A 13,207-nucleotide genomic window follows, 5' to 3' on the forward strand; every position below is an offset into this window, starting at 1 on the left:
GATCATCGGGAAACTGCCGCGGGAGTGAGGTTTACCGGTTTTATAGCGCTTCAAAATAGCGCCGGCCCCCCTGTCAAATATGGCCGGCTTTATGGTGTGTATCGGGTCCGTCGCATAGTGGCAAAAACGGGCGTGCGGAAACCGTGCCGGGTTAACCCGCGAGCGGCCGCTTTTGCATGCAAGGTGCCGCCTCGTCGAACCCGCCGGCCGGCGGCACGTTCGATGTGTCGACGCGGCGGCAAAAACCGGGGCGCCCATCGCGATCCCGTTATCATCGACATCCGTTCATACGAATCCCCGTCACGTCATGCGCCTGCTCGGAATCGACCTCGGCACCGGCTCCGTCAAACTCGTCACGCTCGATGCCGACGGCGTCGAGCGCTCGGTCGCGAGCGAACCTTATGCGTTGTCGTCGCCGCAGCCCGGCTGGGCGGAAATCGCGCCCGACACCTGGTGGCAGGCGCTCGTGCGCGCGGCCGCGCGGCTGCCGGCCGACGAGCGCGCGCAGGTCGCGGCGATCGGCTTTTCGGGCCAGATGCATGGCGTCGTGCTGATCGACGCGGCCGGCGAGCCGGTGCGGCCCGCGCTGCTGTGGCCCGACACGCGCGCGGTGCGCGAGACAGACGCGGCCGGGTGGTCCGTCGCCGGATTACCCGTCGCCGGATTACCCGTCGTCCCGAATCCCGTCGCGCCCGGCATGGCCGGCCCGCTGTTGCGCTGGCTCGCCACGCACGAACCCGATGCGCTGCGTGCCGCCCGCTGGGCCGTGCAGCCGAAGGACTGGCTGCGCATCGCGCTCGGCGGCGACGTCGCGGCCGATCCGAGCGACGCGTGCGCGACGGCGCTCGCGACGCCCGACGGCGCGTGGGACGGCGCATTGATCGATGCGCTGGGCTTGCCGGCCGACCGCTTCGCGCCGGTGCGTGCGTCGACCGCGCGCTGCGGGGTGCTCGGCGCGCAGGCCGCGGCCGCGCTCGGCCTGCCGGCCGGCGTGCCGCTCGCCACGGGCGCGGCCGATACCGCGTGCGCCGCGCTCGGCAGCGGGCTGACCGCGGCGGGCGACGCGCTGCTGACGACCGGCAGCGGCGGGCAGATCGTCGTGCTCGCGGATGCGCTGCCGCCCGCGCGGCGCGGATTGCATCGCTATCGTGCGGCGGCGGGCGGCGGTTGTTACACGATGGCGGCGATGCAGAACGTCGGGCTCGCGCTCGAAGCCGTGCGCGGCTGGCTCGGCTATGCGCGATGGGCCGATGCGTACGACGATGCGTTCGCGCAGCCGGCGTCCGAACGGCTGTGCTTCCTGCCATACCTGACCGGCGAACGTTCGCCGTGGATGAACCCCGATGCGCGCGGCGGCTGGCTCGGCCTCGGGCTCGGCGACACGCGCGGCGCGATGATGCGCGCCGCGTTCGAAGGCGTCGCGTTCGCGTTGCGCGCCGGGCTCGACGCGATTCGCGACGCCGATCGCCGCGACGCGGTGACGACGCTGCGTCTCGCCGGCGGCGGCTCGGTCGACCCACGCTGGCGCCAGTTGCTCGCCGACGCGCTCGGCGCGTCGCTGCACGCGATCGACTGCCCGAACGCTGCGACGCGCGGCGCCGCCTTGCTCGCCGGCATCGCGATCGGGCATTGGCGTGAAGATGCGTTGCGCGCGCTGGCGCCGGGTGCGTCGCCGGTCGCCGCGCCGCATGACGACCGCCTGCTGGCCGCACGCCACGCGCGCTTTGTCGATCTGTACGCCCGCACGGATGCATGGTTCACGACGGGCGTTTAAACTCGAACACTTGTTCATTTGCGTCAGCGATGACGCATCAAGGCAAGCCAGCGACCGTTTCCCGCACGCGATGCGCGCCGGGAGCGGCCATCATGGCGAGCACGACATTCTTGCGCCGGGCCACGCGGCACGGCGTCGACCGCATTGCATGAATCCCGGCCGGCGTCGCACGCCAGCCCGGGCCGATCTCACCGACACACAGGAGTGACACGATGAAAACGAAAGCCGCGATTGCATGGAAGGCCGGGGCGCCGCTGACGATCGAGGAAGTCGACCTCGAAGGGCCGCGCGCCGGCGAAGTGCTGATCGAAGTGAAGGCGACGGGCATCTGCCACACCGACTACTACACGCTGTCGGGCGCCGATCCGGAGGGGATCTTCCCGGCGATCCTGGGCCACGAGGGCGCGGGCGTGGTGGTCGACGTCGGCCCCGGTGTCGGCACCGTGAGGAAGGGCGACCACGTGATTCCGCTCTACACGCCCGAATGCCGCGAGTGCAAGTTCTGCCTGTCGCGCAAGACCAACCTGTGCCAGAAGATTCGCGCGACGCAGGGCAAGGGCCTGATGCCGGACGCGACGTCGCGCTTCTCGCTCGACGGCAAGCCGCTGTTCCACTACATGGGTACGTCGACGTTCTCGAACTACATCGTCGTGCCGGAGATCGCGGTCGCGAAGGTGCGCGAGGACGCGCCGTTCGACAAGATCTGCTACATCGGCTGCGGCGTGACGACGGGCGTGGGCGCGGTCGTGTACTCGGCGAAGGTCGAGGCCGGTGCGAACGTGGTCGTGTTCGGCCTCGGCGGGATCGGCCTGAACGTGATCCAGGGCGCGAAGATGGTCGGCGCGGACAAGATCATCGGCGTCGACATCAACCCGAAGCGCGTCGAGCTCGCGAAGAAGTTCGGGATGACGCACTTCATCAACCCGAACGAAGTCGAGAACGTCGTCGACCACATCGTGCAGCTGACCGACGGCGGCGCGGATTACTCGTTCGAATGCGTCGGCAACGTGAAGCTGATGCGCCAGGCGCTCGAATGCACGCACAAGGGCTGGGGCCAGTCGTTCATCATCGGCGTGGCCGCGGCAGGCGAGGAGATCAGCACGCGTCCGTTCCAGCTGGTGACGGGCCGCGAGTGGAAGGGCTCGGCGTTCGGCGGCGCACGCGGGCGCACCGACGTACCGAAGATCGTCGACTGGTACATGGAAGGCAAGATCAACATCGACGACCTGATCACGCACACGCTGCCGCTCGAGCGGATCAACGAAGGCTTCGACCTGATGAAGGCCGGCGAGTCGATCCGCTCGGTCGTGCTGTACTGACCGGGGAGCGCACCGCCATGCTCGAACTCGTTTCCTCGCATGCGTGCCACGGCGGCGAGCAGCGTTTCTACCGTCACGATTCGGCAGTCATCGGCCTGCCGATGAAGTTCTCGGTGTACCTGCCGCCGCAGGCCGCGCACGGCCGCGTGCCGGCGCTGTTCTATCTCGCGGGGCTCACGTCCACCGACGAGACGTTCGCGATCAAGGGCGGCGCGCAGCAATATGCGGCGCAGCACGGCATCGCGCTCGTGATGCCCGACACGAGCCCGCGCGGCGCGGGCGTGCCGGGCGAGACCGATGCGTGGGACTTCGGCGTCGGCGCGGGCTTCTACGTCGATGCGACCGAAGCGCCGTGGTCGACGCATTACCGGATGGAGTCGTACGTGACGGGCGAGCTGCGCGAGCTCGTCGCGGCCGAGCTGCCGATCGACGGCGCGCGGCTCGGCATCTTCGGTCACTCGATGGGCGGGCACGGCGCGCTGACGCTCGCGTTGCGTCATCCGGGCCTGTACCGGTCGGTGTCGGCGTTCGCGCCGATCGCCGCGCCGACGCGCTGCCCGTGGGGCGAGAAGGCGTTTTCCGGTTACCTCGGCGCCGATCGCGACGCATGGAAGGCGCACGACGCGAGCGAGCTGGTCGCGCGCGCCGATGCGCCGAAGTTCGCGGAGGGCATCCTCGTCGATCAGGGGCTTGCCGATCAGTTCCTCGCGAACCAGCTGAACCCGGACGTATTCGAAGCCGCGTGCGCGAAGGCCGGTCAGCCGCTGACGTTGCGCCGTCATCCGGGCTACGACCACGGGTACTACTTCATCTCGACGTTCATCGCCGATCACCTCGCGCATCACGCGCGCGTGCTGGCGCGGTGAGCGATCTCTGACGCCACGTCGTTGCGCTCCGGCGGGCGACGTGGCTGTCATCCTTCGTTACTCATCCAACGGGGCGGTTGCCCGGAAAGATCACCTGCTGCCGCAAATTCGTACTCGTTCTATAGGATATCGAATCGATTCGCCGAATAATGATCGACGATTTAATCGTCGTGAAATTTATTCGAGCGAGGCTTTGACCCGAATGGATCGCATCGTTTGCGATGTATCAAACAACTCCCCGAACTGGGGGTTGATCAATCTGTTTGCGTGGAAACTTGTGCCCGAACGATGGGCTGGCGGCATCAAATATATCCAGGCGTTCAAGGATGCGTGGGTCGTGCACAACAAGTCATCTATCCGCGTGGCAGCAGGGAGAAACCGTCTACCTCGGGAAATGCTCGCAGGCGTATGTTGGATCGAGGTGGCCGGTGACCCCGAATTCATCGATCGCGTTGCATTTGAAGTGCGCACGTTCGACTGGAGTGGTCCGGCATTTGTCGACAAGCATCTGACACTTACACGTCATCCCACGATGACATCGTTCGGTCCGGTGAGCATGCAGCTTCGCACGGCAGCACAAACACTCGGAATGGATCCGTCGCAAATGTCAGCGTCGCAGTTCCGGAATTTGGCCCACTGCCTCCAGCGCGATGTTTTCAATATCGATGTGGTTGCGCGTCATTTGAGTCAATTGGCGAAGAGCGATGGATTCCAGTATCCGTTCTCGATGGATCAAATTCGCATCGTCGGTGCTCGCTACAACCGAGGAAGCGGGTTGTCTCTCGAGCAAATAAGACAAAATACCAGCTACGGTAACTTCATCGTTACGCATTGGTCGCGTTTCGCGCGGCTCATGCAGTAATGCATCAGGATGCAAACATGGCTCGTCTCCTTCGCTTCGTCATTCACGTCGCATGTGTCATCGGATTGCTCGTCGTTATCGCGATCAGCGGGAACAAGTACGCGTGGATGCACGAAATCGATCCGTCCGTCGCGATCGGTGCGATCAAGGACGAAGCCGGCGACCATACGCTGGCCAGCTATGCATTGCTCGTGGTCGTTGCGACCGCGCAGATCGTGTTGCTCGCGAGGTCTGCGGCCACAGGTGCCAAACCATGGGTCGGGTTTCTGATCCTCGCGGCAACGGTGATGTGCGCATGGGGAGCGATCACGTAACGCCCCCCGCGGGCATGCAGGGCATCATGCCTTGCGCAACAGGCTCGCGCCGTACACGAGCGCCGACAGCGCGGTGATCCAGAAGCTCGTCGGCCAATCGGTGTGATACGCGAGCACGATGCCGGCCCACGCTTCGAACAGCGCGAACAGCGCGGCGAGCAGCACGCCCGTCGACAATCGCGTCGACACGTTCTGCGCGGCCGCCGCCGGCCCGACCAGCAGCGTGAACACGAGCAGCACGCCGACGATCTGCGTCGCCGCGGCCACCGCGAGCGCGCACACCGCGAGGAACAGCATCGACACCGTGCGCAGCGACACGCCCTTGGCCTCGGCCAGCTCGGGTTGCAGCGACGCGAACAGCAACGGCCGTGCGATCAGCGCGAGCGCGGCGAGGCTCACCGCGCCGATGCCCGCCAGCACCGCGAGCGTGTCGTGGCTGACCGCCAGCACGTTGCCGAACAGCAGCGCGGTGACCTGCGTCGCGAACGACGTGTAGAAGTGCAGGAACAGCAGGCCGAAGCCGAGCGCGCCGGACAGGATCACGCCGATCGCGACGTCGCGGCCCGCGAGCCGCTCGCCGAGCGCGCCCATCGCGACCCCGGCCGCGAGCGTGAAGCCGACCATCCCCCAGATCGGCGACATGCCGAGCAGCACCGCGCCCGTCGCGCCGGTGAAGCCGACGTGCGACAGCGCGTGGCCGGCGAAGGTCTGCCCGCGCAGCACCAGGAAATAGCCGACGATGCCCGCGAGCACCGCGACGATCCCCGACGCCGCGAAGGCGTTGATCATGAAGTCGTATTCAAACATCGTGCGAATGCCCGGGATGAGCGTGTCCATGATGGTGATGGCCGTGACCGCCGCCACCGCCGTGCGAATGACCGTCGTCGTCCTCGTGCTCGTGATCGTGCTTCTCGATCTCGACGTCGCCCGACATCACGAAGATCTTGCCGTTCACGCGCATCACGTCGATCGGCGATCCGTAGAGCCGCGACAGCACGGGCTTCGTGATCACCTCGTCGACGGTGCCGAGCGCCGCGACGCCGTTGCCGAGATACAGCACACGATCGAGCGCGTTCAGCAGCGGATTCAGTTCGTGCGCGGAGAACAGCACGGTGATGCCGAGCTCGCGCTGCACGGTGCGCACGAGTTCGACGACGCCGCGCTGGTGGTTCGGGTCGAGGCTGATCAGCGGCTCGTCGAGCAGCAGCAGCTTCGGATTGCCGAGCAGGCATTGCGCGAGCAGCAGGCGCTGCCGTTCGCCGCCCGACAGTTCGGACAGCGGCCGGCGCGCGAGCGACCGGCCGCCGACGAGCTCGAGCACGCGGTCGACGTCGCGGCGCGTGGCCGCGCTCGTGTGCGGCAGGCCCCAGCGGTGGCCGTCGGCGGCCATCGCGACGAGGTCGTAGCCGCGCATCCGGCGGTTCGCGAGGCCGCTCCTGATCTGCGGCATGTAGCCGATCGACGCGTTGCCGCGTGCGACCGGCACGCCGCCGACCGACAGCGTGCCGGCCGACACGGGGACGAGGCCGAGCACCGCGCGCATCAGCGTCGTCTTGCCCGCGCCGTTCGGCCCGAGCACGCCGACGAATTCGCCGGGCTCGATCGAGAAGCTGACGTCGCGCAGGATCGTGCGACCGCCCAGTTCGAGCGTGACGCGATCGAGTGCGAGGGCGTGGGGAGTAGCGGTCATGTCGTTACGTCGTCTATCACTTGCCGGCTGAAAGCGCGTTGCCGAGCGCGTCGAGCTGGCCGGCCATCCACTGCTGGAAGGTCTTGCCGGCCGGCTGCGTCTCGGTGACGCTGACGGTCGGCACGCCGCCGTCGCGCGCGATCTTCAGCATGCGCTTGGTCATCGGTTCTTCGGCCTGGCTGTTGTAGATCAGCACGCGCACCTGCTTCTTGCGCAGGTCGTTCTCGAACGCGGCGACGTCCTGCGCGCTCGCCTCGGTGTCGTTCATCGTCGCGAGCTGGAAGCGCTGGTTGCGCATGTCGAGGCCGATCGCGTCGGACATGTAGCCGAACACGGGCTCGGTGGCCGTCACCGGCACGCCCTTGTACTTCGCGCGCAGTGCGGCGACCTTGTCGTCGACGGGCTTCAGCGATGCGACGAACTTCTCCAGGTTCGCGTCGTACTCGGCCTTGTTCGCCGGGTCGGCGCGGCCGAGTTCGGTCGCGATCGCGCGTGCGGCCGCCGGCATCGTCGCCGGGTCGTACCACAGGTGCGGGTTGTCGCCGGCCTTCTTGCCGACCAGATCGGCGACGACGATCGTCGCGCGCTTCGCCTGTTTCGACGCGCCGAGCAGCTTGCCCATCCACGGATCGTAATTGGCGCCGTTGTAGATCACGACCTGCGCGTGCTGGAGCGCGCGGGCCGTTTTCGGGCTCGCCTCGAACAGGTGCGGATCCTGATCGGGATTGCTGAGGATGCTCGTGACCGCGACGTGGCGGCCGCCGATCTGCGACGCGACGTCGCCGTAGAAATTCTCGGCGGCGACGACGTTGACGGTCGCGGCGTGCGCGGCCACGGGCGCGGCGAACGACAGCGCGGCAGCGGCGGCGGCCAGCCAGCGGACAGGCGACAGGGCGCGGCGCGGCGCGCGCTTCAGGGCAATGGACATGGAACTCCTCGTTGGAAGGGCGGCGCGTACGCCGCGATTCGGCGTCAGCGTTGCGCGGGCTTGCGCTTGCAGTGCCCGCACAGGCCGCTCAGCTCGACGACCTGGTGGTGGACTTCGAAACCGTGCGCGGGCTCGCTCGCGGACAACTGCTTCGCGAGGTCGCCGCCGGGAATCTCGACGGTGTCGCCGCACGAATCGCAGATCAGGAACTGGCCTTCGTGCGGCACGCCGATCTCGCAGCATGCGAAGAACGCGTTCTTCGATTCGATCCGGTGGATGAAGCCGTGCTCGACGAGGAAATCCAGCGCGCGATAGACGGTCGTCGGCGGCACGCGGCCGCGTTGCGGTTCGAGTTCGGCGAGCAGGTCGTACGCGCCGATCGGGCGTTGCGCGGCCAGCACGCGTTCGTAGACCTGGCGGCGCAGCGGCGTCCACGCGAGCCCGTGCTCGGCGGCGAATGCGTCGGCCCGGGACAGCCGGGCGTCAATGGACGATGAGGTAGCCATGGCGTGAAGCAGGGCAATGAAACACAGTACGGCGATGATATAACGTATCGCCGCGCCGTGCAGCGCGAATTCCGCTTTTCCGCCGTCGCCCCGTCCCCTTCGCTGCCGATACCACTGCGTCGCACCGTGCGCGCCGCGCGTTGGCGCGCGGGCATGGCAATGCGTGGTCGTGTGCCGCCGTGCCGCAGTGCGTCATAGAAAGCCGTCACGTCGTCTTGACAGCGCGTATCGCGTATCCGATCATTCGATCACCAACAGAGCAATTGATCGGTCGCCGAGCGTTCGCTCACTTCGCGGCCATCGTGCAACAGAACGAACCGGAGACAGCCAGTGAGACTGGAAGACAAGGTCGCGATCCTGACGGGCGCCGCGAGCGGCATCGGCGAGGCGGTCGCGCAACGCTATCTGGACGAGGGCGCGCGCTGCGTGCTGGTCGACGTGAAGCCGGCGGGCGGCTCGCTCGCGCGGCTGATCGAGGCCAACCCCGGCCGCGCGGTGGCCGTGACGGCCGACGTCACGCGCCGCGACGACATCGAGCGGATCGTCGCCACGGCGGTCGAGCGCTTCGGCGGCGTCGACATCCTGTTCAACAACGCGGCGCTGTTCGACATGCGCCCGCTCCTCGACGAATCGTGGGACGTGTTCGACCGGTTGTTCTCGGTCAACGTGAAAGGGCTGTTCTTCCTGATGCAGGCCGTCGCGCAACGGATGGTCGAGCAGGGGCGCGGCGGCAAGATCGTCAACATGTCGTCGCAGGCCGGCCGTCGCGGCGAGGCGCTCGTTTCGCACTACTGCGCGACCAAGGCCGCGGTGATCAGCTATACGCAGTCGGCCGCGCTCGCGCTCGCGCCGCACCGGATCAACGTGAACGGCATCGCGCCGGGCGTCGTCGACACGCCGATGTGGGAACAGGTCGATGCGCTGTTCGCGCGCTACGAGAACCGGCCGCTCGGCGAGAAGAAGCGGCTCGTGGGCGAAGCCGTGCCGCTCGGCCGCATGGGCGTGCCGGGCGACCTGACGGGCGCCGCGCTGTTCCTCGCGTCGGCCGACGCCGATTACATCACCGCCCAGACGCTGAACGTCGACGGCGGCAACTGGATGAGCTGACCCATGGCGCCGCTCGCACGCGCAGCCGCCGAACGACGAGGGCTCGCCTGATGGCCGAGATCGTCGTCGCCGGCGAACTGCTGGCCGAATTCGTCGCCGCCGAGCGCGGCCAGGGTTTCGATGCGCCGGGCCTGTTCGCCGGCCCGTTCCCGAGCGGTGCGCCGGCGATCTTCGCCGACCAGGCCGCACGGCTCGGCGCGCGCGTCGCGTATGCGGGCTGCGTCGGCCGCGACGCGTTCGGCGATGCGATCGTCGCGCGGCTCGCCCGCGACGGCGTCGACGTCGCGCGCATTCGCCGCGTCGCCCGCCCGACCGGCACCGCGTTCGTCGCGTATCGCGACGACGGCTCGCGCAGTTTCGTCTTCACGCTGTCGACCAGTGCCGCTGCGTGCGTCGATGCGTCCGACGTCGACACAGCGATGTTCGACGGCTGCCGCTACTTCCACGTGATGGGCTCGTCGCTGACGAGCGAATCGGCGATCGCGGCCGTGCAGCGCGGCGTGATCGAGGCCGCGCGCGCGGGAGCCAAGGTGTCGTTCGATCCGAACGTGCGGCCCGAGATGCTGAGCTTCCGCCCGATGCGCGCGGCCCTCGACGAGATGCTCGCCGCGTGCCACCTGTTCCTGCCGAGCGAAGCCGACCTGCCGTTCTTCTGCGGGCCGCAGCCGGCCGAGCGCGCGATCGCGGGCCTGCTCGCGACGCATCCGCTGCTCGAGCGCGTCGTGCTCAAGCGCGGCGCGCAAGGCAGCGTCGCGTTCGATCGTGCGAGCCGCGTCGACGCACAGGCTTATCCTGTCGACGAAGTCGATCCGACCGGCGCCGGCGACTGCTTCGGCGGCACGCTGGTCGCGAGCCTCGTCGCGGGCTTGGCCGTCGACGTCGCGTTGCGCCGCGCGAACGCGGCCGGCGCGATCGCGGTCACGCGGCGCGGCCCGATGGAGGGCAACAGCAGCGCGGCCGAGATCGACCGCTTCCTGACCGAACGAGGTATCGCATGTCCGGCCTGACGACCGTTGCCGAGCGCACGCGCACCGCGCACGCGGACACCGTGCTGCGGATGATCTTCGACGCGAACCGCGCGGACGCGCAGCGCGGCATCTATGCGGTCTGCAGCGCGCACCGGCTCGTGCTGGAGGCCGCATGCGAAGCCGCGCGCGCGGACGGTTCGCCGCTGCTCATCGAGGCGACCTGCAATCAGGTGAACCATCTCGGCGGCTATACGGGCATGACGCCCGCGGATTTTCGTCGCGACGTCGAGGCGATCGCCGCGCAGTGCGGGCTCGCGCCGTCGGCGCTCGTGCTCGGCGGCGACCATCTCGGCCCGAACCCGTGGCGGCACCGCCGCGCGGCCGACGCGATGCGTGAAGCGGCCGCGATGGTCGCGGCCTACGTGGAAGCCGGGTTCGAAAAGATCCATCTCGATGCGAGCATGGCGTGCGCGGACGATCCGGCGCGGCTCGACGATCGCACGATCGCCGCGCGTGCAGCCGAGCTGTGCCGCGTCGCGGAAGACGCGGCGGCGCGCGCCGGGATCGCGCCCGTCTACGTGATCGGCACCGAGGTGCCGACGCCGGGCGGCGAGGTGAGCGGCGAGGCCGGCAACGACGCAGGCGGCCATGCGATCGCGCGGATCGCCGTCACGCGCAGCGACAGCGTCGCGGCCACGCTCGACGCGCACCGTCGCGCGTTCACCGCGGCCGGGCTCGACGACGCGTGGACGCGCGTCGTCGCGATCGTCGCGCAGCCGGGCGTCGACTTCGACGATCGCCACGTGCTCGATTACGACAGCGCCAAGGCAGCGTCGCTGGGCGCGAGTATCCTGCAGACACCGCGCCTCGTGTTCGAGGCGCATTCGACCGATTACCAGACCGAGGACGCGCTCGCCGCGCTCGTGCGCGACCACTTCGCGGTGTTGAAGGTCGGCCCCGCGCTGACGTTCGCGCTGCGCGAGGCGCTGTTCGCGCTGACGTTCATCGAGGACGCGCTGATCGACGATGTCGCGCAGCGCTCGCGATTGCGCGACGTCGTCGACGCGGCGATGCGCGCGCAGCCCGAGCACTGGGCGCCGTACTACCGCGGCGACGAGAGCGCGCAGCGGCTCGCGCGCCAGTTCAGCTACAGCGACCGCATCCGCTATTACTGGCTGCAGCCGGCCGTCGCGGCGGCGGTCGAGCAGCTGTTCGACAACCTCGCGCGGCAGCCGGTGCCGGAGACGCTCGTCGCGCAGTGGCTGCCGGACGTCTACGCGGCGTGCCGCGCGGGCGGCCTCGCGAAAGCGCCGCGCGCGTGGGTGCGCCACCGGATACGCGACGTGATCGCGCACTATGCGCGCGCGTGCGGCATGCAGCGGCCGGCATGACGGGCCGCGAAGGAAACGACGCAACACCGACGCAAGACCGACGACATTTCGAACAATCACAGGAGACATGCCATGCAACGAAAGATGCTCGACGCCGCCGCACGCTGTTTCGCCGGAGCCGCGCTCGCGACGGCGGCCTGCGCGGCGTCCGCCGGCACGCTGACGATCGCGACGCTGAACAACCCCGACATGATCGAGTTGAAGAAGCTGTCGCCGGCGTTCGAGAAGGCGAACCCGGACATCAAGCTGAACTGGGTGATCCTCGAGGAGAACGTGCTGCGCCAGCGCGCGACGACCGACATCACGACCGGCAGCGGCCAGTTCGACGTGATGGCGATCGGCACCTACGAAACGCCGCAGTGGGGCAAGCGCGGCTGGCTCGCGCCGATGACGGGGCTGCCCGCCGACTACGACCTGAACGACATCGTGAAGACCGCGCGCGACAGCCTGTCGTACAACGGCCAGCTCTACGCGCTGCCGTTCTACGTCGAAAGCTCGATGACGTTTTACCGCAAGGACCTGTTCGCGGCGAAGGGGCTGAAGATGCCCGACCAGCCGACCTACGACCAGATCGCCGAATTCGCGGACAAGCTCACCGACAAGTCGAAGGGCACCTACGGGATCTGCCTGCGCGGCAAGGCCGGCTGGGGCGAGAACATGGCGTACGTGTCGACGGTCGTGAACACGTTCGGCGGGCGCTGGTTCGACGAGAACTGGAACGCGCAGCTCACGTCGCCCGAGTGGAAGAAGGCGATCAATTTCTACGTGAACCTGCTGAAGAAGAACGGCCCGCCCGGAGCGAGCTCGAACGGCTTCAACGAGAACCTGACGTTGACCGCGTCCGGCAAGTGCGCGATGTGGATCGACGCGACGGTCGCGGCCGGGATGCTCTACAACAAGCAGCAGTCGCAGGTGGCCGACAAGATCGGCTTCGCGGCCGCGCCGGTCGCCGCGACGCCGAAGGGCTCGCACTGGCTGTGGGCGTGGGCGCTCGCCGTGCCGAAAACGTCGAAGCAGCAGGACGCCGCGCGCAAGTTCATCGCGTGGGCGACGTCGAAGCAGTACATCGAGATGGTCGGCAAGGACGAAGGCTGGGCGTCGGTGCCGCCGGGCACGCGCACGTCGACGTATCAGCGCGCCGAGTACAAGGCCGCCGCGCCGTTCTCGGACTTCGTGCTGAAGGCGATCGAGACGGCCGACCCGAACGATCCGTCGCTGAAGAAGGTGCCGTACACGGGCGTGCAGTACGTCGGGATTCCTGAATTCCAGTCGTTCGGCACGGTGGTCGGCCAGTCGATCGCGGGCGCGGTCGCGGGCCAGATGTCGGTCGACCAGGCGCTTGCGGCCGGGCAGGCCGCCGCCGACCGGGCAGTCCGGCAGGCCGGCTACAAGAAGTAACGCGCAAGCCGCCGCGCGGTCCGCCTCGTGCGCCGTCGCACACGACGCGGGCCGGCGAAGCTGACAGGCGGGCGCGCCGTTCGC

The 13,207-nt window shown here is 68.4% G+C and carries 13 protein-coding genes; 9 read left to right on the forward strand and 4 right to left on the reverse strand.

Annotated features, from left to right (window positions below; genetic code table 11):
• Positions 1–307 precede the first annotated feature (307 nt).
• The 5 genes from HWX62_RS23460 (at position 308) to HWX62_RS23480 (ending at position 5,135) form a co-directional block, all read left to right on the forward strand.
• Positions 308–1,774, forward strand: a complete 1,467-nt coding sequence (locus HWX62_RS23460; RefSeq protein ID WP_175927703.1) for an FGGY family carbohydrate kinase — start codon at positions 308–310, stop codon at positions 1,772–1,774.
• Positions 1,775–1,986: 212 nt separating this feature from the next.
• Positions 1,987–3,093 carry an S-(hydroxymethyl)glutathione dehydrogenase/class III alcohol dehydrogenase gene (locus tag HWX62_RS23465; protein WP_006483756.1) on the forward strand — a complete coding sequence of 369 codons (1,107 nt, stop codon included), beginning with the start codon at positions 1,987–1,989 and terminating at the stop codon, positions 3,091–3,093.
• Positions 3,094–3,110: 17 nt separating this feature from the next.
• Complete coding sequence (fghA, locus tag HWX62_RS23470; RefSeq protein ID WP_175927702.1) at positions 3,111–3,959, forward strand: S-formylglutathione hydrolase; 849 nt, start codon at positions 3,111–3,113, stop codon at positions 3,957–3,959.
• Between the two features lie 40 nt (positions 3,960–3,999).
• The gene (locus HWX62_RS23475) at positions 4,000–4,821 is read left to right on the forward strand and encodes a hypothetical protein (protein WP_244136083.1); all 822 of its coding nucleotides are present in this window, start codon (positions 4,000–4,002) and stop codon (positions 4,819–4,821) included.
• Positions 4,822–4,838: 17 nt separating this feature from the next.
• Complete coding sequence (locus tag HWX62_RS23480) at positions 4,839–5,135, forward strand: hypothetical protein (RefSeq protein WP_175927701.1); 297 nt, start codon at positions 4,839–4,841, stop codon at positions 5,133–5,135.
• 24 nt (positions 5,136–5,159) lie between these two features.
• Here the strand turns inward: HWX62_RS23480 and HWX62_RS23485 are convergent, their stop codons facing one another.
• From HWX62_RS23485 to HWX62_RS23500, 4 genes are read right to left on the reverse strand one after another with little or no spacing between them, the layout of a single operon-like run.
• Entirely contained in the window at positions 5,160–5,942 is a 783-nt protein-coding gene (locus tag HWX62_RS23485) for a metal ABC transporter permease (RefSeq protein WP_175928162.1), read from the reverse strand.
• Complete coding sequence (locus HWX62_RS23490) at positions 5,935–6,825, reverse strand: ABC transporter ATP-binding protein (RefSeq protein WP_175927700.1); 891 nt, start codon at positions 6,823–6,825, stop codon at positions 5,935–5,937. Before HWX62_RS23490 ends, HWX62_RS23485 begins: the two co-directional genes overlap by 8 nt.
• A 16-nt stretch (positions 6,826–6,841) precedes the next feature.
• A complete protein-coding gene (locus HWX62_RS23495; protein ID WP_175927699.1) occupies positions 6,842–7,753 on the reverse strand; it encodes a metal ABC transporter solute-binding protein in 912 nt (303 codons plus the stop codon).
• Positions 7,754–7,797: 44 nt separating this feature from the next.
• Positions 7,798–8,259, reverse strand: a complete 462-nt coding sequence (locus HWX62_RS23500) for a Fur family transcriptional regulator (RefSeq protein WP_011546084.1) — start codon at positions 8,257–8,259, stop codon at positions 7,798–7,800.
• A 330-nt stretch (positions 8,260–8,589) separates the two neighbouring features.
• On the opposite strand from HWX62_RS23500, the gene HWX62_RS23505 reads away from it, so the two are divergent.
• The 4 genes from HWX62_RS23505 (at position 8,590) to HWX62_RS23520 (ending at position 13,123) form a co-directional block, all read left to right on the forward strand.
• Entirely contained in the window at positions 8,590–9,366 is a 777-nt protein-coding gene (locus tag HWX62_RS23505; RefSeq protein ID WP_048988957.1) for an L-iditol 2-dehydrogenase, read from the forward strand.
• A 50-nt stretch (positions 9,367–9,416) separates the two neighbouring features.
• The gene (locus tag HWX62_RS23510) at positions 9,417–10,373 is read left to right on the forward strand and encodes a sugar kinase (protein ID WP_175927698.1); all 957 of its coding nucleotides are present in this window, start codon (positions 9,417–9,419) and stop codon (positions 10,371–10,373) included.
• Positions 10,361–11,725 carry a D-tagatose-bisphosphate aldolase, class II, non-catalytic subunit gene (locus HWX62_RS23515; RefSeq protein ID WP_175927697.1) on the forward strand — a complete coding sequence of 455 codons (1,365 nt, stop codon included), beginning with the start codon at positions 10,361–10,363 and terminating at the stop codon, positions 11,723–11,725. The genes HWX62_RS23510 and HWX62_RS23515 overlap by 13 nt, the downstream gene beginning before the upstream one ends.
• A 72-nt stretch (positions 11,726–11,797) precedes the next feature.
• On the forward strand, positions 11,798–13,123 hold the full coding sequence (locus HWX62_RS23520; RefSeq protein ID WP_175927696.1) for a sugar ABC transporter substrate-binding protein: 1,326 nt from the start codon (positions 11,798–11,800) through the stop codon (positions 13,121–13,123).
• Positions 13,124–13,207 lie beyond the last annotated feature (84 nt).

The sequence above is a fragment of the Burkholderia sp. BCC0506 genome (assembly GCF_902833145.1).
Taxonomy (GTDB): Bacteria; Pseudomonadota; Gammaproteobacteria; order Burkholderiales; family Burkholderiaceae; genus Burkholderia.

Bases quoted from the DNA above. Each gene is read 5' to 3' on its own strand.
- HWX62_RS23460 (WP_175927703.1), top strand. From the start codon at position 308: ATGCGCCTGCTCGGAATCGACCTCGGCACCGGCTCCGTCAAACTCGTC.
- HWX62_RS23465 (WP_006483756.1), top strand. From the start codon at position 1,987: ATGAAAACGAAAGCCGCGATTGCATGGAAGGCCGGGGCGCCGCTGACG.
- fghA (WP_175927702.1), top strand. From the start codon at position 3,111: ATGCTCGAACTCGTTTCCTCGCATGCGTGCCACGGCGGCGAGCAGCGT.
- HWX62_RS23480 (WP_175927701.1), top strand. From the start codon at position 4,839: ATGGCTCGTCTCCTTCGCTTCGTCATTCACGTCGCATGTGTCATCGGA.
- HWX62_RS23485 (WP_175928162.1), bottom strand. From the start codon at position 5,942: ATGTTTGAATACGACTTCATGATCAACGCCTTCGCGGCGTCGGGGATC.
- HWX62_RS23490 (WP_175927700.1), bottom strand. From the start codon at position 6,825: ATGACCGCTACTCCCCACGCCCTCGCACTCGATCGCGTCACGCTCGAA.
- HWX62_RS23495 (WP_175927699.1), bottom strand. From the start codon at position 7,753: ATGTCCATTGCCCTGAAGCGCGCGCCGCGCCGCGCCCTGTCGCCTGTC.
- HWX62_RS23500 (WP_011546084.1), bottom strand. From the start codon at position 8,259: ATGGCTACCTCATCGTCCATTGACGCCCGGCTGTCCCGGGCCGACGCA.
- HWX62_RS23510 (WP_175927698.1), top strand. From the start codon at position 9,417: ATGGCCGAGATCGTCGTCGCCGGCGAACTGCTGGCCGAATTCGTCGCC.
- HWX62_RS23515 (WP_175927697.1), top strand. From the start codon at position 10,361: ATGTCCGGCCTGACGACCGTTGCCGAGCGCACGCGCACCGCGCACGCG.
- HWX62_RS23520 (WP_175927696.1), top strand. From the start codon at position 11,798: ATGCAACGAAAGATGCTCGACGCCGCCGCACGCTGTTTCGCCGGAGCC.